This window comes from thiotrophic endosymbiont of Bathymodiolus puteoserpentis (Logatchev) (assembly GCF_900127505.1).
Lineage (GTDB): Bacteria > Pseudomonadota > Gammaproteobacteria > PS1 > Pseudothioglobaceae > Thiodubiliella.
Genome location: NZ_UEXF01000028.1, coordinates 103,613 through 130,499 on the forward strand (window position 1 = coordinate 103,613; position 26,887 = coordinate 130,499).

Annotated in this window: 28 protein-coding genes and 3 tRNA genes; 21 read left to right on the forward strand and 10 right to left on the reverse strand. The window is 36.7% G+C overall.

The window, feature by feature from the left end; genetic code table 11:
- On the forward strand, positions 1-701 hold a 701-nt coding region (locus BHECKSOX2_RS04760), incomplete at its 5' end, for a fibrobacter succinogenes major paralogous domain-containing protein (protein WP_218973226.1).
- A 173-nt stretch (positions 702-874) separates the two neighbouring features.
- Here the strand turns inward: BHECKSOX2_RS04760 and BHECKSOX2_RS04765 are convergent.
- From BHECKSOX2_RS04765 to dnaQ, 4 genes are all read right to left on the reverse strand, one after another.
- Positions 875-950: transfer RNA gene (locus BHECKSOX2_RS04765), tRNA-His, on the reverse strand.
- Positions 951-961: 11 nt separating this feature from the next.
- Positions 962-1,038, reverse strand: a tRNA-Arg gene (locus BHECKSOX2_RS04770).
- Positions 1,039-1,044: 6 nt separating this feature from the next.
- Positions 1,045-1,121: transfer RNA gene (locus tag BHECKSOX2_RS04775), tRNA-Pro, on the reverse strand.
- Positions 1,122-1,172: 51 nt separating this feature from the next.
- Positions 1,173-1,838 (reverse strand): DNA polymerase III subunit epsilon, encoded by a 666-nt coding sequence (gene dnaQ / locus BHECKSOX2_RS04780; protein ID WP_139682671.1) that lies wholly within the window; start codon positions 1,836-1,838, stop codon positions 1,173-1,175.
- 65 nt (positions 1,839-1,903) lie between these two features.
- Between dnaQ and rpoZ the strand changes: the two genes are divergently transcribed.
- The 8 genes from rpoZ (at position 1,904) to BHECKSOX2_RS04820 (ending at position 10,291) form a co-directional block, all read left to right on the forward strand.
- Positions 1,904-2,239 (forward strand): DNA-directed RNA polymerase subunit omega, encoded by a 336-nt coding sequence (rpoZ, locus tag BHECKSOX2_RS04785; protein WP_139682672.1) that lies wholly within the window; start codon positions 1,904-1,906, stop codon positions 2,237-2,239.
- 353 nt (positions 2,240-2,592) lie between these two features.
- Complete coding sequence (locus BHECKSOX2_RS04790; RefSeq protein WP_139682673.1) at positions 2,593-2,844, forward strand: DUF4212 domain-containing protein; 252 nt, start codon at positions 2,593-2,595, stop codon at positions 2,842-2,844.
- 12 nt (positions 2,845-2,856) lie between these two features.
- Complete coding sequence (locus BHECKSOX2_RS04795; protein WP_139682674.1) at positions 2,857-4,617, forward strand: sodium:solute symporter family protein; 1,761 nt, start codon at positions 2,857-2,859, stop codon at positions 4,615-4,617.
- 72 nt (positions 4,618-4,689) lie between these two features.
- Positions 4,690-5,166, forward strand: a complete 477-nt coding sequence (locus BHECKSOX2_RS04800; protein ID WP_139682675.1) for a hypothetical protein — start codon at positions 4,690-4,692, stop codon at positions 5,164-5,166.
- A 3-nt stretch (positions 5,167-5,169) separates the two neighbouring features.
- The gene (locus BHECKSOX2_RS04805) at positions 5,170-7,002 is read left to right on the forward strand and encodes a putative nucleotidyltransferase substrate binding domain-containing protein (RefSeq protein ID WP_139682676.1); all 1,833 of its coding nucleotides are present in this window, start codon (positions 5,170-5,172) and stop codon (positions 7,000-7,002) included.
- Positions 6,999-7,685, forward strand: coding sequence for an exonuclease domain-containing protein (locus tag BHECKSOX2_RS04810; protein ID WP_139682677.1), 687 nt, complete (start codon positions 6,999-7,001; stop codon positions 7,683-7,685). The genes BHECKSOX2_RS04805 and BHECKSOX2_RS04810 overlap by 4 nt, the downstream gene beginning before the upstream one ends.
- A 67-nt stretch (positions 7,686-7,752) precedes the next feature.
- The gene (gene acs / locus BHECKSOX2_RS04815; protein ID WP_139682678.1) at positions 7,753-9,663 is read left to right on the forward strand and encodes an acetate--CoA ligase; all 1,911 of its coding nucleotides are present in this window, start codon (positions 7,753-7,755) and stop codon (positions 9,661-9,663) included.
- A 10-nt stretch (positions 9,664-9,673) separates the two neighbouring features.
- Positions 9,674-10,291: a trimeric intracellular cation channel family protein gene (locus BHECKSOX2_RS04820; RefSeq protein ID WP_139682679.1), complete on the forward strand. Its 618-nt coding sequence runs from the start codon at positions 9,674-9,676 to the stop codon at positions 10,289-10,291.
- Between the two features lie 350 nt (positions 10,292-10,641).
- Here the strand turns inward: BHECKSOX2_RS04820 and BHECKSOX2_RS04825 are convergent, their stop codons facing one another.
- The 4 genes from BHECKSOX2_RS04825 to hemB all read right to left on the reverse strand — a co-directional run bounded on the left by BHECKSOX2_RS04825 (position 10,642) and on the right by hemB (position 13,577).
- Positions 10,642-11,025, reverse strand: coding sequence for a hypothetical protein (locus BHECKSOX2_RS04825; protein WP_218973227.1), 384 nt, complete (start codon positions 11,023-11,025; stop codon positions 10,642-10,644).
- A gap of 32 nt (positions 11,026-11,057) precedes the next feature.
- A complete protein-coding gene (locus tag BHECKSOX2_RS04830; RefSeq protein WP_245391316.1) occupies positions 11,058-11,378 on the reverse strand; it encodes an STAS-like domain-containing protein in 321 nt (106 codons plus the stop codon).
- 16 nt (positions 11,379-11,394) lie between these two features.
- Positions 11,395-12,453 carry a hypothetical protein gene (locus BHECKSOX2_RS04835; protein WP_139682681.1) on the reverse strand — a complete coding sequence of 353 codons (1,059 nt, stop codon included), beginning with the start codon at positions 12,451-12,453 and terminating at the stop codon, positions 11,395-11,397.
- A gap of 131 nt (positions 12,454-12,584) precedes the next feature.
- On the reverse strand, positions 12,585-13,577 hold the full coding sequence (hemB, locus tag BHECKSOX2_RS04840; RefSeq protein WP_139682682.1) for a porphobilinogen synthase: 993 nt from the start codon (positions 13,575-13,577) through the stop codon (positions 12,585-12,587).
- Between the two features lie 39 nt (positions 13,578-13,616).
- Here hemB and thiC point away from each other — a divergent pair, with 39 nt between their 5' ends.
- Positions 13,617-15,473, forward strand: a complete 1,857-nt coding sequence (gene thiC / locus BHECKSOX2_RS04845) for a phosphomethylpyrimidine synthase ThiC (RefSeq protein ID WP_139682683.1) — start codon at positions 13,617-13,619, stop codon at positions 15,471-15,473.
- A gap of 122 nt (positions 15,474-15,595) precedes the next feature.
- Here thiC and BHECKSOX2_RS04850 read toward each other — a convergent pair whose 3' ends face one another.
- Entirely contained in the window at positions 15,596-16,768 is a 1,173-nt protein-coding gene (locus BHECKSOX2_RS04850) for an SGNH/GDSL hydrolase family protein (RefSeq protein ID WP_139682684.1), read from the reverse strand.
- A 148-nt stretch (positions 16,769-16,916) separates the two neighbouring features.
- Positions 16,917-18,158 (reverse strand): lipid IV(A) 3-deoxy-D-manno-octulosonic acid transferase, encoded by a 1,242-nt coding sequence (waaA, locus tag BHECKSOX2_RS04855; protein WP_139682685.1) that lies wholly within the window; start codon positions 18,156-18,158, stop codon positions 16,917-16,919.
- 86 nt (positions 18,159-18,244) lie between these two features.
- On the opposite strand from waaA, the gene cgtA reads away from it, so the two are divergent.
- The 11 genes from cgtA to thiL all read left to right on the forward strand — a co-directional run bounded on the left by cgtA (position 18,245) and on the right by thiL (position 26,834).
- Entirely contained in the window at positions 18,245-19,258 is a 1,014-nt protein-coding gene (cgtA, locus tag BHECKSOX2_RS04860; protein WP_139682686.1) for an Obg family GTPase CgtA, read from the forward strand.
- Positions 19,251-20,024 (forward strand): glutamate 5-kinase, encoded by a 774-nt coding sequence (gene proB / locus BHECKSOX2_RS04865; protein ID WP_139682687.1) that lies wholly within the window; start codon positions 19,251-19,253, stop codon positions 20,022-20,024. Before cgtA ends, proB begins: the two co-directional genes overlap by 8 nt.
- A gap of 55 nt (positions 20,025-20,079) precedes the next feature.
- Positions 20,080-20,889 (forward strand): hypothetical protein, encoded by an 810-nt coding sequence (locus BHECKSOX2_RS04870; protein ID WP_139682688.1) that lies wholly within the window; start codon positions 20,080-20,082, stop codon positions 20,887-20,889.
- Positions 20,882-21,337, forward strand: coding sequence for a hypothetical protein (locus BHECKSOX2_RS04875; RefSeq protein ID WP_180323665.1), 456 nt, complete (start codon positions 20,882-20,884; stop codon positions 21,335-21,337). Before BHECKSOX2_RS04870 ends, BHECKSOX2_RS04875 begins: the two co-directional genes overlap by 8 nt.
- The gene (locus BHECKSOX2_RS04880; protein ID WP_139682689.1) at positions 21,334-22,308 is read left to right on the forward strand and encodes a type II toxin-antitoxin system death-on-curing family toxin; all 975 of its coding nucleotides are present in this window, start codon (positions 21,334-21,336) and stop codon (positions 22,306-22,308) included. The genes BHECKSOX2_RS04875 and BHECKSOX2_RS04880 overlap by 4 nt, the downstream gene beginning before the upstream one ends.
- Entirely contained in the window at positions 22,308-22,781 is a 474-nt protein-coding gene (folK, locus tag BHECKSOX2_RS04885) for a 2-amino-4-hydroxy-6-hydroxymethyldihydropteridine diphosphokinase (RefSeq protein WP_139682690.1), read from the forward strand. The genes BHECKSOX2_RS04880 and folK overlap by 1 nt, the downstream gene beginning before the upstream one ends.
- Positions 22,778-23,563 carry a 3-methyl-2-oxobutanoate hydroxymethyltransferase gene (gene panB, locus BHECKSOX2_RS04890; RefSeq protein ID WP_139682691.1) on the forward strand — a complete coding sequence of 262 codons (786 nt, stop codon included), beginning with the start codon at positions 22,778-22,780 and terminating at the stop codon, positions 23,561-23,563. Before folK ends, panB begins: the two co-directional genes overlap by 4 nt.
- 104 nt (positions 23,564-23,667) lie before the next feature.
- Positions 23,668-24,528, forward strand: coding sequence for a Fic family protein (locus BHECKSOX2_RS04895; RefSeq protein ID WP_090714333.1), 861 nt, complete (start codon positions 23,668-23,670; stop codon positions 24,526-24,528).
- An 11-nt stretch (positions 24,529-24,539) separates the two neighbouring features.
- Entirely contained in the window at positions 24,540-25,355 is an 816-nt protein-coding gene (panC, locus tag BHECKSOX2_RS04900) for a pantoate--beta-alanine ligase (RefSeq protein WP_139682692.1), read from the forward strand.
- The gene (locus BHECKSOX2_RS04905) at positions 25,348-25,926 is read left to right on the forward strand and encodes an NfuA family Fe-S biogenesis protein (protein ID WP_090714340.1); all 579 of its coding nucleotides are present in this window, start codon (positions 25,348-25,350) and stop codon (positions 25,924-25,926) included. The genes panC and BHECKSOX2_RS04905 overlap by 8 nt, the downstream gene beginning before the upstream one ends.
- Complete coding sequence (gene thiL / locus BHECKSOX2_RS04910; protein ID WP_139682693.1) at positions 25,926-26,834, forward strand: thiamine-phosphate kinase; 909 nt, start codon at positions 25,926-25,928, stop codon at positions 26,832-26,834. Before BHECKSOX2_RS04905 ends, thiL begins: the two co-directional genes overlap by 1 nt.
- The last annotated feature ends 53 nt before the right edge of the window (positions 26,835-26,887 follow it).

Consider the following 26,887-nt stretch of genomic DNA (forward strand, 5'->3'; position numbering starts at 1 on the left):
CAGCCTTCTCCAGTTTTCTTAAGTTGCCAGCTTCTGGCTGGCGTTTTCACCGGAATGGTGAGCTTCCCAAGATCAAGGCTAGCGCTATCGCAGCCTTGTGGAGTCGGTCTGCTGCTGGGTTGCATAGTCGTGCTTTATTCATCAGCAATGACAGTTCGATTTTCATGGACAGTCCTCGTGGTGATGGTGTTAGCGTTCGTTGTATTGAAACACAGGCAGGTTTAGTTATCCCACTTGAGCCTAAAGATAAAGAAACTAACACAATATTGTTTAATGGGCTCACTTACAAAACGCTAGTCTCACCTCACACTGGCAGAATTTGGCTTGATAGAAATATAGGCGCTAAACGAGTAGCCACCTCAAGCACTGACAGTAGTGCTTATGGAGGTTATTATAAGTTTGACGAGGCTAATGTTTGCCCAACAGGCTTTAGTGTTCCAACTGAAGCAGAGATGACGGCAGAGACTGTTGGTGCTGATGTTAATAATACTACTACAGCCTTTACTAGTTTCCTTAAGATACCAGCTGCCGGTTCTCGCATTCCAAATGGTGTGTATGACTATGTTGGTTTTGTGGTTTATATGTGGACTCAGACTGCTGTTGGGTTTAATGGTCATTATTTTTATTCTAGCGATATCAGGGCACATTTCGCCATCAGTGATACGGATTACAATTTTAGTGTTCGCTGCATTAAAGATTAAGCGACAAGGCGACACTTTGACTAGATATAACACCGAAAGCACCTATAAAAACACTTAAGTTGGTTATGATGATTTAAGTGATTGAAAAGTTTTAATGATTAATAAAGTTTGTATTTTTGTAGTATCTTCTTTAAAAACAAAAAAAAGGGATTGCTAGTCAATCCCTTTAAAAGTGGGGCGAGAAACGGGGTTTGAACCCGCGACAACCGGAATCACAATCCGGGGCTCTACCAACTGAGCTATTCCCGCCATAAACTGTATGGTACGCCCTACACGATTCGAACGTGTGACCTACGGCTTAGAAGGCCGTTGCTCTATCCAGCTGAGCTAAGGGCGCAAAATATGGTCGGAGTGAAAGGATTTGAACCTTCGACCACCTGGTCCCAAACCAGGTACGCTACCAAGCTGCGCTACACTCCGAAAAAACGATAATTATACTTTGTTAAGTCTTGTAGTCAACGCTAATTCACTTTAAGAATGTTCAAAATATGTATTGTGTGCTTTAAGTTCTTCTTTATTGGCTAAAACTACCTTGATTTTAGCGCGATTAGAATCAACTCTTGAAATTGTAACCTTGCTATTTTGTTGACTATTTTGGTTCTCATTAAACAAGGTGGATTGTCCACCCGTCATTGCTAAATATACTTGCGCTAAGATTTGTGCGTCAAGTAATGCACCGTGAACGGTACGCGCACTGGCATCAATCTCAAAGCGTCGGCAAAGTGCATCAAGATTGTGCATACCACCAGGTCGTTGTTGTTTAGAGATTTCTAAGGAATCAATAACGGTGCAATTGTCTTCAATGGTTTGCTCAACACCCATTCGTTGCAATTCATGATTTAAGAAACCAAGGTCAAATGGTGCATTGTGAATAACCAAAGTGGCGCCTTCAATATATTCTAAAAATTCTTCAGCAATTTCTTCAAATTTTGGTTTGTTTTTTAAAAAGCTATCCTTAATACCGTGAATTCTTTCAGAGTCACCCACCAGACGCTCTGGCTGGATGTATTGATGATATTCATTGCTTTCAATGATTTCTCTATTAACGATTTCGGTGCAACCAATTTCAATGATGCGATGACCTTCAGAAGGCTCAATACCCGTAGTTTCGGTATCTAAAACAATTAGTCGGCTCATCAAATATCCTTTGAAGTTGTTTTCGTGTAAAATTGTCCATTTTATCGTATTTATAAGTTGAAATTATGGCAAGAGTGACTGTTGAAGAGTGTTTAAATTTTGTAGATAATCGTTTTGAGTTGGTATTGGTAGCAGCTAAGCGTGCACACCAGTTAAGTTCTGGTGGTTACAAGTCAACCTTAGATGTTGGCAAAGATAAAGTGACTGTTGTTGCACTTAGAGAAATCGAAGCAGGTTTGATTGATGCATCAATCTTGACGGAGGTTTATGCAATGGAAGAAGAATTATCAGCAAAAGAAAGAGTAGTAGATAGCGCTAAGATGGCAGAAGTGGAAGCAGAATTATCAACCACTGCAATTGATGAATCAGTTGACGAGATGAGCGAAGTGACAAAAGCTTAATTCCCTTATTTTTTTATATCTTTTATAAAATGACGCATCGCGTCATTTTTTTTCATCTTTACATTTATTAACCCAGTGGTTAATATAGATCAAGACCTTTGCATAAATAGGAACAATCATCATAAACCCACTTTTCACCCACTTGGCGATTTTTCCAGCGATACCCAGCAGTCCTCCAGGAGGGTAAACCCAGTCTTAGGCAAGATTTAAAAAATCACCAATTGGGCAAAAATTGGATTTTGCCAATCATCTCTATTTATGCAAAGGTCTCATATCAGCATTTTATGATAGTTAAAATCATTAATAAATAATGTGTATCATGCTCAAATAAATTAACAAAAGGGGAAAGTTAAATGTCTAGTAATAATGATTATTGGAAAGCCAATATTGCACTAATTTTGAAGTGTCTGTCTATTTGGTTTGTTGTTTCATATCTATTTGGTATTGTGTTTGTAGATGCGCTCAATGTTATTAAGATTGGCGGCTATAAACTTGGATTTTGGTTTGCACAACAAGGCTCAATACATACATTCGTGGTGTTGGTTTTCTATTATGCGAAGAGCATGGGGAAAATCGATGAAAAATTTAATGTTCACGAAAAATAAGGGGAAACAATCATGGATTTACAAACATTAACGTTTTTATTTGTAGGTGTTACTTTTGCTATTTATATTGGTATTGCTTTTTGGGCAAGAGCAGGTTCAACGCATGAGTTTTATGTTGCGGGCGGTGGTATTCACCCAATTGCAAATGGTATGGCGACAGCAGCTGACTGGATGAGTGCAGCGTCATTTATCTCAATGGCGGGTTTAATCGCCTTTTACGGATACGGGGGCTCGGTATTCTTGATGGGTTGGACGGGTGGTTATGTGCTACTAGCAATGTTACTTGCACCTTATTTAAGAAAGCATGGTTCATTTACGGTTCCTGAGTTTATTTCTGATCGTTATTATTCAAAAACCGCGCGTATTGTTGCAGTTATTTGTTTGATTATTGCCTCAGTCACTTATGTCATTGGACAAATGAAAGGTATTGGTGTTGCATTTTCTAGATTCTTAGAGGTAGATTATGAAACAGGCTTGGTAACAGGTATGGTTATCGTAGCATTCTATGCAGTAATGGGTGGCATGAAAGGTATTACTTATACACAAATTGCACAATATGTGATTATGATTATTGCTTATACCATTCCAGCAGTATTTATTTCATTTATGCTAACGGGTAACCCAATCCCACAACTGGGTTTGGGTAGTGAAATGGCAGACGGGACTTATCTACTGGATAAACTAGACCAAGTGGTAACCCAACTTGGGTTCTCCGAATACACCACGCAGGCAAGACTAAGTACAACAAATATGTTTGTTTACACTTTGTCTTTAATGATTGGTACAGCAGGTCTTCCGCATGTCATCATGAGATTTTTTACCGTATCTTCGGTAAAGGCTGCGCGTGAATCTGCAGGTTGGGCGCTGATATTTATTGCACTTCTATATACAACTGCACCAGCAGTAGCTGCAATGGCAAGATTAAATTTGATGACAACTATTGACCAGCCAACAGCTGAACACAACTTAGCCTATGCAGACCGCCCAGCGTGGTTTAAAAACTGGGAAAAAACGGGTTTATTAAAGTTTGAAGATAAGAATGGTGATGGATTGATTCAGTATACAGGCAATAAAGGAAATACACCTAAAACCATTAGAGTTGATGGTAAGGACATTGTATTGCCGCCTAATGAAATGGTTAAAGTTGATAGAGATATCATGGTATTAGCAAATCCTGAAATTGCTGGCTTGCCTAATTGGGTGATTGCCATTGTGGCTGCGGGTGGTTTAGCCGCTGCACTATCAACGGCTGCTGGATTGTTACTGGCGATTGCATCCTCTATTTCGCATGATTTGTTAAAAGGCGTATGGCGACCAAATATTTCCGAAAAAGACGAATTAATGTATTCTAGGATATCAATGATTGGCGCTATATTACTTGCTGGTTATTACGGCTTTAATCCACCAGACTTTGCCGCAGGTACGGTTGCGCTAGCCTTTGGTTTGGCGGCGTCTAGTCTTTTCCCAGTATTGATGATGGGTATCTTCTCTAAGAAGATGAATAAAGAAGGTGCGATTGCGGGAATGCTTTCAGGTATTGGCATTACATTGCTATATGTATTCCAGCACAAAGGTATTATGTTTGTGCAGTCAACTTCATTTTTAGGCGATATGGAGCCTAACTGGTTCTTTGGTATTGAGCCAAATGCATTTGGTGCCATTGGTGCATTGGTTAACTTTGCAGTAGCGTTCTTGGTAATGAGTCGTACAAACAAAGTGCCTAAAGAAGTTGAGAAGATGATTGAGAATATCCGTATTCCAGCTACTAATTAATATTTTTTAGAGTATCCTTAAAACGCCCAGCATTGCTGGGCGTTTTTTTTATTTAAAATGTAGGGAGTTGATATGTTTTTTAAGAATAAGCATGTGATTACATCAATGATTGTTGCACCTATTTTAGCAATTATTAGTTATTTCGCAGTTGATTATTATGTCGCTGAAGTACCACATAAGGCTAAACAAGGGCAATCTTATAAAATGCTGGTAAAGTCTAATTGTCGCTGGGAAAGCGGGGCATGTGATTTGGTTAATGGGGAATTAAAAATCCATATCACTTCAGACGCTCAGGTTTATGGATTAAATACGCTTTTTATTGATGCTTCAAGCGATTTAAAAGGTATTAAGTTTGCTTTGGTTAAAGCAAAAGACAAAACCTCTAAACCACAATCAATGACACCTTCTAACGGTAGCAAGATATCTTGGCAATCCCCACAGATAAATGTTATAAAATCAGATTACTTACAGTTTGTTATTTCTGCAAATGAGAGTCTCTTTTATGCTAGAGTACCGACTGTTTTTATTTACAAGGAGTCTTTGTTATAAACGATGGAAATTGAAGATTTAGAAATTATTGATTTTTTTCAATTAACACTACCTCTAGATAGTGCGACACCCTTGCAACTTGAATCTTTAATAATAAAAACGCAAGTTGCTTATCGCAGAAAAGGACATATACTAACAATAAAGCCTGATTTTTTGTATTTAGTGCGCAAAGGTGCGGTATTGATAAAAGATGAGAATGAGGAGTTATTTTCCATTCTGGGTGAGCGTCAGTGGTTTGGCTATAATTCTCAATTGTTACTTTATACGCACTCTTGTCAAGAAGACACACTTTACTATCGAATTGATAAAAAATATTTTTATGAATTATTTTCTGGTAATGCCGTTGTCGAAAATTTCTTTGTAGATGCAAACTTAGAAACAAGCCTTAAATCTCAAAAATTCATTAAGCAAAATAGCTTATTGGCTAATTCAGTGTTGTCAATGTCCAGAGCTAATGATGCTTATTTGGTTGATAAGAATGTGAGTATTAAGCAAGTGGCTAAATTAATGAGCAAGAATAATGTCACTTCTGTGATTGTGACAGATAAAGATAAACTATGCGGTATTGTGACTGACCGTGCTTTTTGCACCAAGGTAGTTGCACTAAGTATCGATATAAATAGCCCTATTAGCGAAATTATGACTAACAATCCAGTTTCTATTGCGCATTATAAGAGTGGTGTTGAGGCGATGTTGTTAATGGCTAATACACACATCAGACACTTGCCAATTATTAAAAACAAGCAAGTGGTGGGTATGGTTACAGCAGCCGATTTACTGCGCAAACAAAGCCACAATGTGGTTTTCTTAATTAATGAAATTTTAGTATCAAATACCACAGATGAATTAGAAGAAATCTCTAAACAAGTTCCTTTGCTGTTGCAACACAGTTATGAGTCAAACATGGATGAGCACGGCATTACCTACTCTGTGAGTTCAATAGGTCGCTCTATTAACCAGCAATTACTCAAACAAGCTGAAGCGCTATTAGGAGATCCACCTATAGAGTATGCTTGGGTTGTGGCTGGGTCATTGGCTAGATCTGAGCAAATCGTACATTCTGACCAAGATAATTTATTAATTTTAGCGGATGATTATCAAGAAGAGTTGCATAGGGAATATTTCATCAAATTAGCGCAATATGTTAGTGATGGGTTGAATGCTTGTGGTTATGTGTATTGTCCAGGCGATGTTATGGCAACTAATAAAAAATGGCGGCAGAGCCTTTCTGTTTGGAAGTCTTATTTCAAACAATGGATTGCTTCTCCAGAGCCAAAAGCATTAATGTATGCAAGTATATTTTTTGATTTGAAGTGTATTTATGGTGAATCCCACTTGTTGGATGATTTGCTGACAGGTGTATTTGATATGACCACGCGCAACACTATTTTTCAATCACATATGGCAGCTAATGCTCTGCATTACACGCCACCACTAGGATTTTTTAGAAATTTTATTCTTGATAAGAATGGTGCAAATGAAAAGTCCTTAAATTTAAAAAAGAAAGGGGTTGTTCCGATTGTCGATATTACTCGTGTTTATGCTTTGTCACATGGGGTTAGGTCGATTAATACACAAGATAGATTAAGAGAGTTGTCTGATGTGGGCGGGATGAGCGGCTCTGGGGCGAATGATTTAATTGAGGCTTATAAGTTTATTAATTCAGTGAGAATTAAACACCAAAGACGACAAATTAAATCGGGTCAATCTGTTGATAATTTTGTATTAACGCAGGAAATATCCTCTTTAGACAAAAAGCATTTGAAAGATGCTTTTGGCATTGTTAACGATATGCAATCTGCTATGAGCTCACGCTATCAAACCTCAATATTATGATTGACTACTTTTTTGCTAATTATTCTCGCAAAAAACTACTTAATAGCACGCATTTACCAAAATCGCTTTATCACTATTTATCGCAGCCTTTGGTTGAAGCTAAGAACTTGATTAAAGATATTGAGTTTTTGGTTGTGGATTTTGAAACAACAGGGCTGGATGCTTCTAAAGAAAAGATAATCAGTATTGGTTATACCGTTATAAAGAATTTTCATGTTTTGTCAGGCACATCTAGGCATATTTTAATCAACCCAAAACAAGAATTGACAGAGCAAAATGTTGCCATCCACCAATTAACAGATGGGGAGCTTAAGTGTGGTTTGCCGCTAAGTAAAGCAATAGATAAACTGTTATCTCAAATGGCTAATAGGGTTATTGTTGTACATTTTGACAAAATTGAAAAAGGTTTTCTTAATCAAGCGTGTCACAAATTGTATCAAATTAACACGCTACCTTTAATAATGTTAGACACTCTTAAAATTGAGCGTAGAAAAATGCAAAAAATGCAGCAATATACCCAGCCTGATGGATTAAGATTATTCAACTTGCGAGAGAAATATAATCTACCGCGCTATAAGGCACACAATGCAATGCAGGATGCGATTTCAACAGCAGAGCTGTTTTTGGCGCAAGTAGATTATATGGGTAATAAAGAAGCCATTAAGTTACGACAATTAACTTAAAAAATGCTTCATAGAAAAACAGTTTTTTAGGTATTATTCACAGATACTTATTTAAATTTATCTTACTATGTATCCAATTGCAAAATCAGACAGAGCTCCACTTATTGACGAAAAAACTTACCTGGCGATGTATCAAGAATCTATTGAGAATTCTGATGCCTTTTGGTCTCAGAAAGCCAAGGAGTTTTTAGATTGGGATAAAGACTGGAGCACTACCTCTAATGTGGATTACCACACTGGTTTGATTGAGTGGTTTAAAGGCGGTGAGTTGAATGTGGCTTACAATTGTATTGACAGACATCTGCCACAGCGTGCAAATCAAACAGCGATTATTTGGGAAGGTGACAACCCTGAGGTGAGTCAAAAAGTTAGCTACCAACAGTTGCACGATGAAGTGGCAAAATTGGCTAACGGGCTTAAAAAACTCGGTGTCAAAAAAGGCGATAGAGTCTGTATTTATATGCCAATGATTTTGCAAGCGAGCTATGCAATGTTGGCATGTGCGAGAATTGGCGCAATTCACAGCGTTGTATTTGGTGGATTTTCTCCTGAGGCACTTAAAGATAGAATCTTGGATTCTGAGTGTAAGATAGTTATTACGGCGGATAAAGGTATGCGTGGTGGTAGGGCAACACCTCTTAAAGCTAATGTAGATATTGCCGTAGCCGCTTGTGATTGTGTAGACACGGTGATTGTTGTACAAAATACCAAAGGTGATGTGGCATGGGGCAATAAAGATGTTTGCTATCATGATTTGGTTGAGGATATGTCAAATGAATGTCCGTGTGAGTCGTTCGATGCAGAAACACCACTATTTATTCTCTACACTTCAGGTTCAACAGGCAAGCCCAAGGGTGTATTGCACACCACAGGTGGTTATTTGCTTTATGTTGCTATGACGCACAAATATGTTTTTGATTATCAGGACGGCGATATTTATTGGTGCAGCGCCGATGTTGGTTGGGTGACAGGGCATTCTTATATTGTGTATGGGCCACTGGTAAATGGTGCAACTACCTTAATGTTTGAAGGTGTCCCAACTTATCCTGATGCATCGCGTTTTTGGCAAGTCATTGACAAACACCAAGTCAATACTTTTTATACTGCACCAACTGCCATTCGTGCACTCATGGGTGCGGGTGATAGGTTTGTAGAAAAAACCAATCGTTCTAGTTTGCGTGTTTTAGGCACAGTAGGCGAGCCGATTAATCCTGAAGCATGGGAGTGGTATTATCACAAGATTGGTAATGGTAAATGCCCAATTGTTGACACTTGGTGGCAAACAGAAACAGGTGGGCATATGATTACTCCATTACCTTATGCAACCGCACTGAAACCTGGTTCAGCCAGTAAGCCATTTTTTGGCATTGAACCACAAGTTGTAAATGAAAAAGGCGAAGTGTTAGAGGGTGAGGCAGAAGGTATTTTGGTATTAGCACGCTCGTGGCCAGGGCAAATGCGCACACTTTATAACAATCATGAGCGTTTTATGGAAGCGTATTTTTCAACTTTTCCAGGTAAGTATTTTGCAGGTGATGGTATAAAACGAGATGCAGATGGTTACTATTGGATTACTGGCAGAGTAGATGATGTTTTAAATGTCTCAGGGCACCGTCTTGGTACTGCAGAGATTGAATCTGCTTTGGTATTGCACAAAGATGTTAGTGAGGCAGCAGTGGTTGGTTATCCGCACGACATTAAAGGGCAGGGTATTTATGCTTATGTTTCTACCATTAACGGTGTCCAGCCAAGCGATGAATTAAAAACAGAGTTGGTTAAATTGGTGCGTAGTGAAATCGGACCGATTGCCAATGTTGATAAACTCCAATTTGCATCAGGATTGCCAAAGACCCGTAGTGGTAAGATTATGCGTCGAATTTTAAGAAAAATTGCTGAGAATGATTGTGATAATTTGGGCGATATTTCCACGCTAGCAGATCCCGAAGTGGTGAGCGATCTAATTAAAAATAAAATTTAATAATGCGACTATGGAACAACTGCTTGTAAATCTCTATTGGATAACATTGTTAGCTGTTATAGTGTCATCAGCTTCTGGGGTTTTGAAAGCTGGATTCAAAAAGTTTGATTTATTTGGCGTCATTATTATCGCTATCACTACGGGACTTGGTGGAGGATCTTTGCGAGATTTGCTACTCAGTAGAGAGGTATTTTGGGTTGCTGATCAGGTGTTTTTTATTGCATCGCTCTTAAGTGCAATCTTTATATTTACCACTGCGAGAATCTTTATCATTCCGCAAAAACTTTTCTTAATTATGGATGCTGCAGGTTTGGCAACTTTTGGCATTGCAGGAACTTTGGTAGCGGTTATGATGAATATTCCACCACTTCTGGCAAGTTTTATGGGTGTATTAACAGGGGCAATGGGCGGTATTTTGCGTGATGTTTTGTGTGGCGAAGCACCTGTTGTGTTTAACTCGCAACTATATGCAACAGTTTTATGGTTAGGTTCTTTGTTGTTTATAGTTTTGTTAAACTTAAGTCAAGACATTACACTTTCAGCTATTGTTGCGGGTTTTTGTATGTTTACAGTTAGGCTTTTAGCTATTTATTTTAATATCAATTTGCCAAAGTTCCGTTTTAAATAAATCTTTGGATAAAACAACAAGCAAGTCTAATTTTTATTTTTGTAACCAAATAGTGGCTTGTTTAGCATGTTGTATCACACCTGCTCGTTTAAAGGAGAATAGTGTTTCTAATACCACTTTCTCAGCCCTGCTTTAGATATGGCATATTTACCATTGTAGATAAAATTCAATTTTTTTCTAGATTTTCCAAAACCCATAGTGGCAAGATTATGCACCGTATTTTAAGAAAGATTACCAAGAATGATGATAATAATTGAGGTGATATTTCCACTGGCAGAGCCTGAAGTGGTAGAAAATCTTATTAAAAATAGCATTTAATGAACGACACAATTTTAGAAAAATATTAGAAACTACATCTTATTTTCTAATAATGCCAACATAAGATTATTTATAAATTGTGGAATTTTGATGGATTTTTCTGTATCTTGCGTCATGTTAAGTGAGTCAAATTCCCCGTTTGTGGCATTTTTAATTAATGCGAGAAGCTCTTTATTGATTGTATCTTCGTTATCTAGTTTGTATTTTTTATGTGCAAAGTTTAAAAAAATGGCAAATTGTGTTTGTTTCCTTTTAATTTGTAAGGAGAGAGTTTCATTATGAGTAGCAGATCCCCAGTATTGAATATAAAGATCTTCCAGTTCTTGGATAATGGACACCAAAAAATCCAATGCTTTTTCTTTATTTTTAAAAGTAATTAGTTTTTTTTGTAATTGAGAATTACCCAAGAATACCATAATGGCAACAAGAATATAGTGCCACCACTGCATTATTTGGCTTCTGCAATATATTCTAATATTATCTCTTTGTAAATACGATAAGTATCATTTGCTTCAATTTTTAATATTGTGTTTAATTCATCTTGTGAGAAATTCTCTTTACGAACCAGCCCACCAAACGCCTCTTCTAAAAAAGAGGATCCATAGCCTTCGGTATCATTTATATTGACAATAACAGGGTGTTGTCGATCTGCTTTTTTTAATTTAGGCACTAAATATTCCGTTCTAAATTTCTCTCCTGTCCATTCTCCATCAGCATAATATCTGCCAGATGGCACATCTGAAAATTCTTTTGCAATTGATATGTTCATATGATTCCCTGTTTTGTTAAACATTGATTTGCCACTCAATCAATGTCCCCTGTAAAGGGTATTTTAATTCTTTTTGTTGTGTAGTGGTTAATTTTTCATTTTCCACTTGGAAACTACAATACCCTTTGTTGCTAATAATAGTTAACTGACCCTGATTTTTAATAAAATCTAACAATTGTTTTAACCCCTTTCCACGGTTCGGTTCCTTTGTTTTGGTTCTAGTGTTTTTATTTTTAAAACTAGTTTCCATAGCAATTCTAATTAACTCACTATGCTTTGTATTTTTTCTTTCATCTAGCCAAAACCATTTTTTATTTGTATGCATTGTAGTTGGAATGCTATTACCTCTGTCATACATAGATACAATAAGTTTTTTATCCTCTTGTTTGTATGACGCTGTTATCCACCACTTATCAAATTCTTTGCTGTTATCTTTGTCATACGCATGTTGTGTTGTATTGGTGAAAGCTTCAGTTAAGCCGTCGAAAAGATGTAGTTTTTGTTCTAAACTTTTACCAATTACCCTTTCAATATTTTCCCTTAACTGTTTCGCCTTTTCACCTTCAGAATTCTTGCCTGAAATAAATTTTAAAAAAGTCGTGTCATTTGTTGGTGAATTATTTTCCAGGGGTGGTAATTTTAACAATTCGAACAAGCCCATTTCATATAAAGATTTAATATCAGCGTGCCAAGTTTTGTGGTTTGACGATAGGCAGTTACTAGATTTAATACTCCATACATCTAGTTCGGCAACCAGCATCAAGGCGGATGATGGATTTATTTGTGTAATATCGTCAAAATTTAACTTTTGTAATCTTGGGTCATCTTTATCTACAATTTTTCTAAATTGATACATTACCTCAAGCGTTGTATCCGTATTTTTGTGTAAATCAAAGTTTTTTGGTAAGTCTATTTTCCTTAATATTTTTTTGCTATTCTGGTTGCAAGGATTGTTTGATTTGGATTTTTTTTGTTTTTGCTCTTTTTTTAGCGACTTCTTCCTATTTTTTCCATTACGGTTGCGTCGAATTAAACGATTGCGTGCCTGTAACGATAAGTTGGTATTTTTCTTCATTTTAAGTCTTTCATTGTTAAAGAATTATTTTAGAAAAATTAGTGTAATTTATAAAATTCACCATTATAGAGAGAAATACTTCCAGAGAATTGGATAAACTTTGGTTATACCTTTACCCTATACGAAAAACATTAAGAATTTTTTAACCAAATCGCCGCTTGTTTGGCATAATAAGTTAACACTGCATCTGCCCCCGAACGCTTAAAACTCATCAGTGTTTCTAACACAGCCTTCTTTTCATCAAGCCAACCATTTTGTGTTGCTGCTTTAAGCATTACATACTCGCCACTAACATGGTAGGCAAAAGTTGGTAGTCCGAAAGTTTGTTTGATACGGTAAACAATATCAAGATAAGGCAAGCCAGGTTTGACCATAACCATATCAGCGCCTTCGTCAATATCCAATCCAACTTCTCGAATGGCTTCATCGCTATTAGCTGGGTCCATTTGGTAAGTTTCTTTGCTAGACTGTCCTAGGTTTTTTGCAGAACCAACTGCATCACGGAATGGTCCATAATAACTGGATGCGTATTTGGCAGAGTAGGAAAGAATATTGGTGTGAATAAACCCGTTGCCTTCCAAAGCTTCACGAATAGCGCTAATACGACCATCCATCATATCGCTCGGTGCAACAATATCAGCGCCTGCTTGAGCATGAGAAAGAGCTTGTTTGACTAAAACTGTAACGGTTTCGTCATTTAATACATAACCTTCATGGTTAATTAATCCGTCTTGAGCGTGTGTGGTAAACGGGTCAAGTGCAACATCGGTAATGACTGCTAACTCAGGGTGTTTTGCTTTTAATGCACGCACAGCGCGCTGCGCTAAGCCTTCTGCATTAAAGGCTTCTTCAGCGTGAAGCGATTTTTTGCTTTCTGGAACAACAGGAAAGAGCGCCACAGCACGAATGCCTAATGCGACTAACGCTTGTGCTTCAATCAACAACTCATCAATGCTTAGGCGTTCTACATCAGGCATAGAATCAATACTTTGGCGTTGATTTTCACCTTCTACAATAAAAATCGGCAAAATCAAATCATCCGTTGTTAAAGTATTTTCACGTATTAATTCACGGATATGTGCGTGTTTTCTCATACGACGAGGTCTATGGGTTAAAATTGTCATCTTTATTTATTATTATTTATTTCAACGAATTATACAACAATGAACGAAACTCTAAAGAAAATGTCGAATGTTGATGAGTCTTTCATCAAGCCACTACCGAATTCGAAAAAGATCTATGTTAAAGGTTCACGCAAGGACATTCAAGTGCCGATGCGTCGAATTACGCTCACGGATACCATTGGCGAACTTGCCGAGAAAAATGACCCTGTCTATGTATACGATACTTCGGGTGCCTATACTGATCCAAGCGTAAAAATTGACTTGCGTCAGGGCTTGGGCAATGTGCGTTCAAACTGGATTGAAGAGCGTGATGACACAGAATTATTAAAGGGGCTAAGCTCAGATTTCTCTAATGAGCGTCGTGACGATCAAGCGCTAGAAGAGCTTCGTTTTGAACACTTACAAGCACCAAGATGCGCTAAACAGGGTAAGAATGTCACGCAAATGCATTATGCTCGTCAAGGCATTATTACCCCTGAAATGGAGTACATTGCCATTCGTGAAAATTGCAAATGGCAGGATTACAAAGACAAAATTGGACAGCAAAAAGGCGAGTCATTTGGCGCCAGTATCCCTGATGTGATTACACCTGAATTTGTGCGTGATGAAGTGGCGCGTGGGCGCGCGGTGATCCCTGTGAATATCAATCACCCTGAAAGCGAGCCGATGATTATTGGGCGTAATTTTATGGTGAAGATTAATGGCAATATTGGCAACTCGGCGCTGGGTTCAAGTATTGATGAGGAAGTCAATAAAATGGTGTGGGGTATCCGCTGGGGTGCTGATACGATTATGGATCTATCCACGGGTAAAAATATTCACGAAACTCGTGAATGGATTATTCGCAATTCGCCTGTACCGATTGGCACTGTGCCAATTTATCAAGCCTTGGAAAAAGTCAATGGTGTTGCCGAGGATTTAACTTGGGAAGTGTTTCGTGATACTTTGATTGAACAAGCCGAACAAGGTGTGGATTACTTTACCATTCACGCGGGCGTGCGCCTTAAGCATGTACCCTTGACCATTAATAGAATAACAGGTATTGTTTCTAGAGGTGGTTCGATTATGGCGAAGTGGTGTTTAGCGCACCATCAAGAGAGTTTTATTTATACCCATTTTGAAGAAATTTGCGAGATTATGAAAGCCTATGACATTACTTTTTCACTTGGTGATGGGCTGCGTCCAGGGTGTATTGCCGATGCGAATGATGCGGCGCAATTTGGTGAGTTAGAAACTTTAGGGGAGTTGACTAAAATCGCTTGGAAGCACGATGTGCAAACTTTTATTGAAGGTCCAGGTCATGTGCCAATGCAAATGATTAAAGAGAATATGGAAAAGCAACTTGACGAGTGTGGGGAAGCACCGTTTTATACCCTAGGTCCACTCACCACTGATATTGCACCAGGTTATGACCATATTACCTCAGCCATTGGTGCGGCGCAAATTGGCTGGTATGGTTGCGCAATGCTTTGTTATGTAACACCAAAAGAGCATTTAGGCTTACCGAATCAAGATGATGTTAAGCAAGGTATTATTGCTTATAAGATTGCTGCCCACGCTGCTGATCTTGCCAAAGGTCATCCGGGTGCACAAATTCGTGATAATGCTTTGTCAAAAGCAAGGTTTGAATTTCGATGGGAAGATCAATTTAATCTCGGCTTAGACCCAGATACCGCACGCAAATATCACGATGAAACTCTACCTAAGCAAGCCGCAAAAACTTCACATTTTTGCTCAATGTGCGGGCCAAAGTTCTGTTCCATGAAAATCACCCAAGAAATTAAAACCATGGACAAGGCAGAAATTGCTAAGATTAATGCGATTCAAGTCGAAATGGACAACAAATCTGCTGAATTTTTAGCCAATGACAGTGAAATTTATATGAAGGAAAAATAAGATTTGTTTTTTTTATTAAGTGCAAAAGAGCTGATTAATGCTAAACTACAATCATAAGTTTTAAGGTTAGATCCTTAAAAGTTTCAGTACGATTTAGGGATACAGAAAATAGCAAATTTTCCTTATTGAGACAAAAAGTCTGAAGTTTTTTGTATAAGTAATTCGCTTAACTCTCGATAGACAGCATCGCTGGCATGAATAATATCATAAAAAGCATATTTCTCATTATTTAGTAATGATTGTGTGCAGCCATTAACAAATTTTACTTCAAGCTCTTCATGCTCTAAAAATTTTATCACATTAAATGTATGATTAACAATATCGGATACACAGGCCTTGTGTCTAATTTTATCTGGCCATTTTTTCAAAATTTTAGAAAACTGTTTGCTAATTGGCAACCATGCAACTTGTTTTTTAGAAAAATATTGGGTAATATCCTGACTTAATTCTTGATTAAATTGTTCTGATAATTTAGATGTTATTTTCTCTAAAGATGTATTATAGAATGATGGCGCTTCTCCAACATTTGGCGCACCAACAACAAGTATTTTTTTTGCACCAAACTCTTGTAGTTTGTGGATAGCTTTAACCATAATAGGCATGAGATTAGAAATTTTCTCTTTTTTATTTGGCTCAGAAGAGCGTGCAATATTTATAATATCATTGCCACCTATCATAATGACGAATAAAGTATTTTTAATGTCTTTCTTATTGTCTTTCTTATTGTCTTTTTTATATTTTTCAATTTGATAAAGTAAAGACAAACGGTTAAATAATCCATCAACCAGACCTGAGTAATTAGAGGCAATTGTTGCATTGGAGACTGCATAATTGTTGCCTGCTAGGGTTGGTAAATGTATGTTATCAAGTATTTTTTTAATCAAAAAACTCACTTCTTTGTAGTGCTGACTGTTTTTCTTTTCTTTTTGAAAATCACTGTTTAATGTACTTGATGTAAAAATATTACTATAGGACTCTTTAATTTTATTGATGTCTGCGCTTGATTTTTTATAATGCCAAGCAGGAGAAAGTTTGATACCGTAATGTTGGGCCAAATACTCAACTGCCAATAATTTATTGCTAAACACATGCCCGTTATGTGACGATGGTGGCGTGGACATATGGATATTTCTTAAACTGGTTACATGATTGACAATTAAAAAGACATTACCTTGGTCGGACAAGGAATCTCCAAATACAACTAGAGATTTGGGCGCTCTTTCATTTTTTACACAACTAGCCAATACTAGCATTAGCAAAAACAACATACTTTGTTTTGTTATCTTGATTAACATAATTAACCCCTTTAAATAAAAAAAATTATATCGATTTTATACTGTATAAGGTGTAATATATTTATAAAAATTCACTAGTTTTTGTAAAATACTAATAAAGTAAAGATGCCAATCAAAGAACCTTAGATTATTAAACAACATTTAATACTTAAATATGCCGCTTAATTTGTTTAATTAACGCACTTAACGCACCCTGTTGAGACTTAAAGTATTGATTGGCATTTTTACTTAGGTTGTTGGATTTTTTATCATCCTCTAGCAGTTGTGTGATTTCTTGCATCAACGCATCTGCGTTTTGCACTTGGATGCTGCCTTGTTGCGTGAGTAAATCTGTGGATATTTCAGTAAAGTTAAAGACATTTGGACCAAATAAAATTGGTTTTGATAGTGCTGCTGGCTCCAGCATATTATGTCCACCAGTCTCCACAAGGCTACCACCCATAAACACCACATCAGCCACCTCAAAATACGACATCATCTCGCCTATTGAATCACCTAACAACATATCGTAGCCTGAGGATGAAGCATTGCTAGAGCGTTTAACTGCTTTAATATTGTGTTTTTTTGCCAGTTTGTAAACTTCATTAAATCGCTCAGGATGTCTGGGAATGATAAGCATTAGTGCATCTAAAGGCCTGTTCAAATAAGCGTTAATAATCTTCTCTTCTTCACCTTTATGCGTGCTGGCAAACACCACCACCTTACGCTTTCCGATAATAGATTTTATTGCTTTGGTGTGGTTTTTATTTGTACTTGGATTTTGTTCAAATTTAATATTACCTGCAATTATTACTTTATCCTTATCAACACCTAACTTAATAAAACGCTCAGCAGAATTTTGATTTTGCGCAGCAATAACGCTTAATTTGTTGAGTGTGTGCATAGTTAGATTGGTAAATTTTTGGTATTTCTTCAGTGAACGCTCTGAGAGTCTGGCATTGACTAGTAGAGTTGGGGTGTTATTTTTGTGCAGTGCATGAATAAGGTTTGGCCAAATTTCAGTTTCTAATAACAGGCATAAATCAGGCTGTACTTTCTTGATATAGCGTTTAACAATAAAGGAGATATCAAATGGAAAGTAAGTGTGTAATACTTTGTCTTGATATTGCTCGCTTACTGCCTTTGATCCTGTTGGCGTAGTACTAGTAACGAGTATTTTGTGATTGGGATAGGCTTTAATCAGGGCATCAATTAAAACAATTGCCGCTCTAAATTCTCCCATTGAGACGCAGTGCACCCAAATGACACTACCTGTTATAGATTTAATGAAACCTAATCGTTCACCAATTCTTTGACGATAAGCAGGCGTTTTCAAGCCTTTTAGTAATAGACGCAACATCATAACTGGTAGCAGTAGAATTCCAATAAAGTTGTATAGGGCTAGATGCATTGACGGGTGGTATAATGTTGTTCATTAATATTTTAGTGCTTTTAAAGGGGCATTTGCATAATTATGAATAATCACATAAAAGCCTTATGAAGTTTGTCGATTCTGCATCAATTCGCATTGAAGCTGGCAAAGGTGGCGCAGGGTGCTTAGGCTTCCGAAGGGAAAAATATATCCCTGATGGTGGGCCTGATGGTGGCGATGGTGGCGATGGTGGTCATGTGTATTTTCGTGGACAAGAAGGGCTAAACACGCTCAGTGAATTTCGTTTTAATCGCTTGTTTAGAGCGAAAAATGGACAACCTGGGTCAGGGCAAAATAAACGCGGAAAATCAGCCCAACATTTAACCGTTGAGATACCACTCGGTACCAAGGTGTATGATTTAGAAACCGATGAATTAATTGGCGAGATGATTGAGCATGAACAAATGATGCTAGTTGCCAAAGGTGGTTTCCATGGTTTGGGCAATACGCGTTTTAAATCCAGTACCAATCGTGCACCACGAAAAACCACACCGGGTACACTCGGCGAGGTGCGTGAGATCGGGTTGGAGATGAGTGTGATGGCAGATATTGGTTTGCTCGGTATGCCAAATGCGGGTAAATCCAGTCTTATCAGGCAGATTTCCAGTGCACGACCAAAGGTGGCAGATTATCCATTTACCACGCTTCATCCATCATTGGGCGTGGTGTCGTATTACGATGAGCATATTGTCATGGCAGATATTCCTGGCTTGATTGAAGATGCCAGCGAAGGCGTGGGTTTGGGTTTTGAATTTTTAAAGCACCTATCTCGTGCTAAAGCATTATTGCATATATTAGATATATTGCCGGCTGATGGTTCTGACCCGGTAAAAAACTTTTTGACCATTGAACATGAATTGGCAAAATACGACCAAAAATTGGCAGACAAACCCCGACTTTTGGCGATTAACAAAATGGATTTGTTGCCAGAAGATGAACGCGCAGCACTCACGGCTAAAATTGTTAAAGCGATTAAGTATAAAGGCAAAGTGTTTCATATCTCGGCGCTAAACGGTTTGGGTTGTAAGGACTTAATAGAAGGTGTGTTTGAGTTAACAAAAGAATTGAGTAATGAATAAAAGATGGGTAATTAAAATAGGTTCAGCACTACTAACCAATGATGGCAAAGGCTTAGACAAAGTCGCCATTGCTGCATGGGTGAGCCAAATTAGTGAACTCAAACGCCAAAACATTGATGTGATTTTGGTCTCTAGCGGTGCGATTGCTGAGGGTATGAAACGCCTTGGTTGGCGTGAGCGTCCAGAGAACATCCATCAATTGCAAGCCGCTGCTGCTGTTGGTCAAATGGGTTTAGTGCAAACTTATGAGTCTTTATTTTCCAAGGAAAGTATCCATACTGCACAAGTCTTACTCACCCATGACAACCTTGAAAATGTTGAGCAAAGTAATAATATCAGCGCCACGCTAGATGCTTTATTAGCATTAGGCACGGTGCCAATTGTCAATGAAAATGATACAGTTGCTACCGATGAAATCAAGTTTGGTGACAACGATACCTTAGCAGCATTAGTGACAAATTTAGTCGGTGCATCTCAGTTGGTTATTTTGACCGACCAAGGTGGCGTGTATGACGCCGACCCACGCCAAAATTCGGATGCCACATTGATTGATAAAATTCATGTGGATGATGAAAAACTTGAACAAGTTGCTAGTAGAATAGGTGGCTCATTAGGCTCTGGCGGTATGTATACCAAAGTCCTAGCCGCCAAAACTGCTGCTAAAACTAATACCAATACTGTCATCGCCTCAGGCAAAACTGACAATGTGCTCACGCGCTTACATGCAGGTGAGACTATTGGTACTTTAATCCACTCTCAATCATGAAAATGTTTAAATTTTTAGCAAAATAGTAGAGTTTTAACTTTATAGGTAATAATATATGAATACAAAAAAAATTAAATTTTATCAATATTTTATAAGAATTGAGGAAGATGAAAATTTTTCTAGTTTAGATAATATAGAAGATAAAGATACAGAACCAACTACTATACAAGGAGAAGTGATAAAGGTTGATTCATTTAGAGTTAAACGTTTTTCAAGTAGATTTTATGGGATAAATGTGAAATCTGGGGATTTAAGCCATTATTCTGATATCATTGTTGACACTAAAGATGACCTTAAAATAAAAAAAAATCCAAGAAAAAATACACAAATAGAACTAGATAATCAATTTTTATTGCTAATAGACACGCAGGAAAAAAATGTTTATTTATCAAACTCTAAAAAAAAAGTTTTTGCACAAAAGCTACTAACAGATAAAACGGGAAAAAATGTTGTTATTGAAGAAATTTTAAGTCAAGAATTATTTGAACAAAATTTAAAAGCCATATCGGAAGTCAATTTTTTGTTTTCTGAATTAGATTTATTTAGTCGAACAGACTTCAATATGGCATTGAGAGATGATATTTATGATTATGATGCAGATTCTGTGAGAGTTATTTTTAATTATAAACACAAAAATATTAGTGGCAAAATAAAAAATGCAATATCGGAACTCATCAGAAATCAGCACTGCTACTCAAGCCTAAAAATAGTTGGTAGAGATATAAAAGGGTTAGAATCTATATTTAAGCCAGAATCTATACTTAATTGCTTAGAGATTAAAGTAAATGTTCAAAATAATACTAGAAGTGTGGATCACATCTCGGTTTTTAGAGAACTCATAACAAAAATAAAAGACAATGAATAAATTTTTTTTATTGTTTTTATATATTGCTAGTTTTTCGTTACAGTATTTATTTCCACAATTATTTTTATTTAATATGGAATTTTTGAACAGTCTAATTTCGGTTCTGTCTATTTTTTTTGGTTTTTATATTGTAGGTTTATCTATTTTTGTAGTATCAAAATTTGTTAACACTCTTTATTTAAAGGAAGTAAAAGATAGTAAAGGATTTAAGACGACTAATTTACATATTTTGTTGAATTTTTATAAAAACGGTTTAGTTTTAAACTTACTTTCAATCTTTTATTTTCTACTCTTGATATTTGTTATTTCTAATAAAAATTTAATTTCATTCAGTTTTTATTTTAGTTATTTAACAATCCCATTAATGTTTCAAAACTTTCTTTATAGTTATAAGTCTTTGAACCAATTAATAAAAATAGTTATACAAAATGCTAAAATAGAAAAATGACACAAACTAATTCCAAAACTTTGGTGATTTATCAAACTAAAAATGGAGCGATTGAGTTAAAATTAGATTCAAATGTAGAAACTGTTTGGGCATCTCAGAAAGATATTGTTAATATTTTCGACAAAGATCAGTCTGTTATTTCAAGGCATATTAAGAAAATATTGCTCGATAAAGAAGTTGACGAAAAAAGCAATATGCAAAAAATGCATATTACAAATTCTGATAAACCTGTTGTTTATTATTCGTTAGATATTATTTTAGCAGTAGGGTATCGCACTAATTCTGCCAAAGCCATTCAATTTCGCCAGTGGACAACTAGAACCTTGAAACAGCATATTACTCAAGGTTGGACAATCAATTCTAAACGCATTAATAAAAATTATAAAGCATTTATTAATGCTGTAGAAGATGTAAAGTATCTTGCTAAAAATAAAATTGATAGTGACGATGTTTTAGAGTTAGTTAAATCATTTGCTAATACATGGTTCAGTTTAGAGGCATTTGATGAAAATAAGTTACCAGATTGTGGCGTTGATAAAAACCAAATAAAGTTAAGAGCAGACAGTTTATATTTAGCAGTTGATAAATTTAAACAAGATTTAATTAGCAAAAAACAGGCGACAAATTTATTTGCACAAGAGAAGAAAAAAGACAGTTTAGCAGGAATTTTTGCCAATGTTTTTCAGTCTATTTTTGGTGATGATGCCTATCCAAGTATTGAAGGAAAGGCAGCCCATTTACTTTATTTTATTGTAAAAAATCATCCTTTTAATGATGGTAATAAACGCACAGGTGCATTTACATTTATTTGGTTTTTAAATCAAGCGGGATTTGATTATAAACAAAGTATTACACCACAAACATTAACAACATTAACGCTATTGATTGCTACTTCTAATCCAAATGAAAAAGATAAGTTAATCGGTTTGGTTTTGTTATTATTGAATACAGAAAATCAGCAAGGAAACTGATGTTAGCTTATATTGGATTGGGTTCAAATCTTAATAACCCTAAACAACAGATTAGAGATGCACTGATTGCATTGAATGATACACAGGATGTGAAAGTAGTGGCGTTATCGAGTTTGTATCAATCCAAGCCGATTGATAACTCAAAGCAGCCAGATTATATTAATGCTGTGTGCGAAGTAGATACGCATCTAAGTGCATTGGAATTGTTGTATGTCTGTCAGGACATTGAAACTAAGCAACATCGCGTACGCGAGAAAAAATGGGGTGCTAGAACCATTGATTTGGATATTATTACTTATGGAGTGCAAGTGATTGCCTCCAAACAATTAATAGTGCCACATCCTGAGATGATGAATCGCAGCTTTGTGCTAGTGCCATTGGCAGAAATAGAGCCTGATTTTAAAGTGCCGGTATTGGGTTCAATTCAAGCGTTGATTGATAAGTTAGACACATCAGAGTTGATTAAATTATGAAGATTGATGCGCTAAAAATATTTAAGAATCAAGGTAAAAAAATCACTTGCTTGACGGCCTATGACGCATCATTTGCATCTGTGTTTGATAAATGTGGTGTAGATATTATTTTAGTCGGCGACTCGCTTGGTAATGTAATTAAAGGCGATGAGAATACATTAGGTGTGAGTATGAACGACATGCTTTATCACACGCAAGTAGTGGCAAAAGTCACAAACCAAGCTTTGTTGATTAGTGATATGCCCTATCAAAGTTACACATCTGCTAAACAGACCTTGGAAAATGCCAAATATTTAATGAATGCAGGTGCACAAATGGTGAAATTTGAAGGTGGGCATGAGCATGAATCTTCTTTTCAAATCTTGCAAGACAACAATATTCCAGTCTGCGGACACTTGGGCTTACAACCACAATCAGTCGTAGAAATGGGTGGCTATAAAGTACAAGGCAAAGGTGAGGGCGACGCACAAAGAATTTTAAAGGATGCCAAGGCGCTTGAAGCTTGGGGTGTAAAAACCATCGTGCTTGAATGTATTCCTGCTAAGTTGGGCAAGAAAATATCACAATCATTAAATATTCCAACCATTGGCATCGGTGCAGGTGTGAATTGTGATGGGCAAGTGTTAGTAGGTTATGATATGCTTGGCATTACCCAAAATCCACCTAAATTTGTGAAAAACTTTTTAACCAGTGGCAGTATTGTTTCTGCAACTAATGATTTTATTCAAGCAGTTAAAAATCAAACATTCCCAACAGATGAACACAGTTTTAAGTCTGTATAAATAAAAATTAGAAATGCTGATTTTTCTTTGATAGAAATGTATATTTTTTATAATTTATACAATAAGTGTATAATAATTTAAAAATATACAAAAAATTATACACCATGGATTTTGATTATAAAAGTATTTCCTACGCTCAAAAGTTGAGCAATTTGCAGAATTATTACCATACTTCAGTTGCTTTTGCACAGGCGCTCAATATTACTCGAATGACGCTAATTGCATGGAATGATAACCCCCAAAAGATTAAAGTTAAAAATCAAGATAAGATTGATTTGCTATGGTGTCAGTATATTTTTTTGCCAAATGTAAGTAATATTAGTGAGGTTGTCAAAGGTATTGAGTTGGGTAGTTTTTTGTTTGAACCTGCCATTATGGATAAGACGCTTAGACAAATGGCAGCTGGTTCTCTTGAGATTGAGACAGGCACGCAAGAAGTGGATTTTGATGCAATTGTACTTGATAACACTGTGCCTAATAATTTTCATGCAACCTCAGTAGCAGAGGTGCAAAATATTCATTATCTTACCCAAGAAATCGCTCAAAATTTTCAAGCAGAGATCACTTTGCAACAAATTAAAGATTGGCATAAAGTGCTAATGCGTGGCTTGATAAATAATGCTGGCGAGTTTTCCACCAAGCAAAGAGTTTTACCAAATGTTGATACACAACTCACACATCCAAATGATATTGTAGAAGAATTAGAGTTGTGGGTAAAAAAATATAATAAAATCAAATATTTAAGCGATATTGCTAAATCACATTATCATTTTGAAATGATTCATCCATTTAGTGATGGCAATGGCCGTATTGGGCGTTTAATTGTGCTTGCGCAATGTTTACAAATTGATATTAAGCCACCAACCATTAATAATAGCAATAAGGCGTTGTACTATATTTTGTTAGAATATGCAAAAATCAATCCAACACCATTGGCGTATTTTTTTCAAGCGTGCTCTGAATAGGAGATTTAAGCATGGAAATTATTAGTAACATAAGTGAAATGAAACAGTGGCGAGACAAGGGTGAGAGGATTGCTTTTGTGCCAACAATGGGTGGTTTGCATCAAGGACATTTATCGTTGATTGATTTGGCGAAAAAAAATGCCGATAAGGTAGTGGTAAGCATTTTTGTCAACCCAACGCAGTTCGCAGAACATGAAGATTTTAGCACTTACCCTCGTACCATGGATGCTGATTTAGTTGCTTTAGAAGTATCACAAACAGACCTAGTGTTTACCCCAAATGTGTATGATATTTATCCAGATAATGCGGTTCTTAATCAGGATGAATTTACCCAAGACAAGGGGCTATTTGAGACTTTATGTGGAAAGACACGACCGCATTTCTTCTACGGTGTATTGCAAGTTGTTAGGCGTTTATTTGAAATTATTCACCCTGATGTGGCAGTATTTGGTCAGAAAGACTATCAACAGTTACACATTATTAAACACTTTACTTCAGGGGTTAAAATTATTGGAGCGCCGATTGTGCGTGAGCATGACGGCTTGGCAATGAGCACGCGCAATCAATATCTAAATGCAGATGAACACAAGATTGCATCAAAACTACACAAGATTTTAAAACAAATTGAGCAGGGTGAATTAGAATTGCAATCTGCTAGAGAGCGACTACAGCGTTATTTTGAGCTGGACTATTTGGAGTTGTTAGATGCAAATACCCTTAAGAAAATCACTGATAATACGAGTAAAATTGCGATACTATCCGCAGTCTACTTGAATAAGGTAAGATTGATAGACAATATAATTTTTAGCAAGGACAACTATGTTTAATATTACAGATGAAGCGCAAATTTATGTAGCAGATTTATTCGCTCAACAAGGTGAAGAAGATTTAGGACTTAAAGTCGATATTGAAAAGGCGGGCACACCTGCTGCTGCCGTTACTTTTAATTTTTGTTATGAAAAAGACTTAGGGAAAAACTATTTCAAATTTGAATACAAGGGTTTTAATGCTTTTATTGATGAAGCTAATTTTGATTATTTGAAAGATTCCGAAGTGGCATTGAAAGAGGAGGGTTCAAGCAAAAAACTCACCATCACTGCCCCAAATGCTAAGGGCGAAGTGCCGAAAGATGATGCGCCTTTAGCAGAGAAAATTAAATACACCATCGCTGCTGAGGTCAATCCACAACTTGCCTCTCATGGCGGATTTGTGGATTTGGTGGAAATTACTGATGACATGGATGTGGTGCTTAATTTTGGTGGTGGTTGTCAAGGCTGTTCATCGGTTAAAGTAACACTTAAAAATGGCGTAGAAGCACAACTTAAATCAATTTATCCTGAGATTAAAAATATCTTGGATGTAACAGACCACTCACAGAAAGAAAACGCATATATGTAGTGGATGAGTTCAGTCTAATCAATAAGTATTTTGACTGGGATCAAGGCATAGGCGATGATTGTGCCCTGATGTCTATTGATAACGGCAGGCAACTTGCTACCACCGTTGATACCCTGATTGAAGGGGTGCATTTCCCAACAGAGACATCAGCGCAAGATATTGCCTATAAAGCCTTAGCGGTTAATTTGAGTGATTTGGCAGCAATGGGTGCGACCCCACTTTACTTTACTTTAGCACTTACCTTGCCTAGTGTTGATAAAAAATGGCTTGAGGGTTTTTCTGAGTCGCTTAAAGCACTCGCTAAACAATATAATATCTCCTTGGTTGGTGGCGATACTAGCAAGGGTAGTCTTAGTATTACTATTAATGCCACAGGTATTGTAAAAAAGACTCAAGCCTTATTACGCTCAGGCGCGCAAGTGGGTGACAGTGTGTTTGTTTCCAACACATTAGGTGATGCCACCTTAGCATGGCAACAAATACAAAATCAACAAACCCCATCAATAGCACTATTAAAACAATTTAATCGCCCTGAGCCGCAAATCAAACTCGCACAACGCTTATTAGGTGTTGCCAATAGCTGTATTGATATTTCTGATGGGCTTGAGCAAGATTTATCACATATCTTATCACGCTCAAAAGTTGGTGTTAATATTGACTTAGAAGCATTACCGTTGTCAAGCGAAGTTGCACAATATATTGCCAATACACAAGATTGGTGTGTGGCATTAGCCGGCGGCGATGATTATGAGCTTTGTTTCACTGTGCCAAATACACATATTGATAGTGTTAAATCTATTGCAAAAGATTTAGACATTAAACTCACTAAGATTGGTGTGATTGTCGAAAAGCAAGGGTTGGAAATTAAAGGGCTAAACAAGACCTGTAAGTCTTATCAACATTTTTAAAATTTCAAGAATTTGGCAGAACGAAAATTTCAAGTATTTTTTCTTTTTCAAGG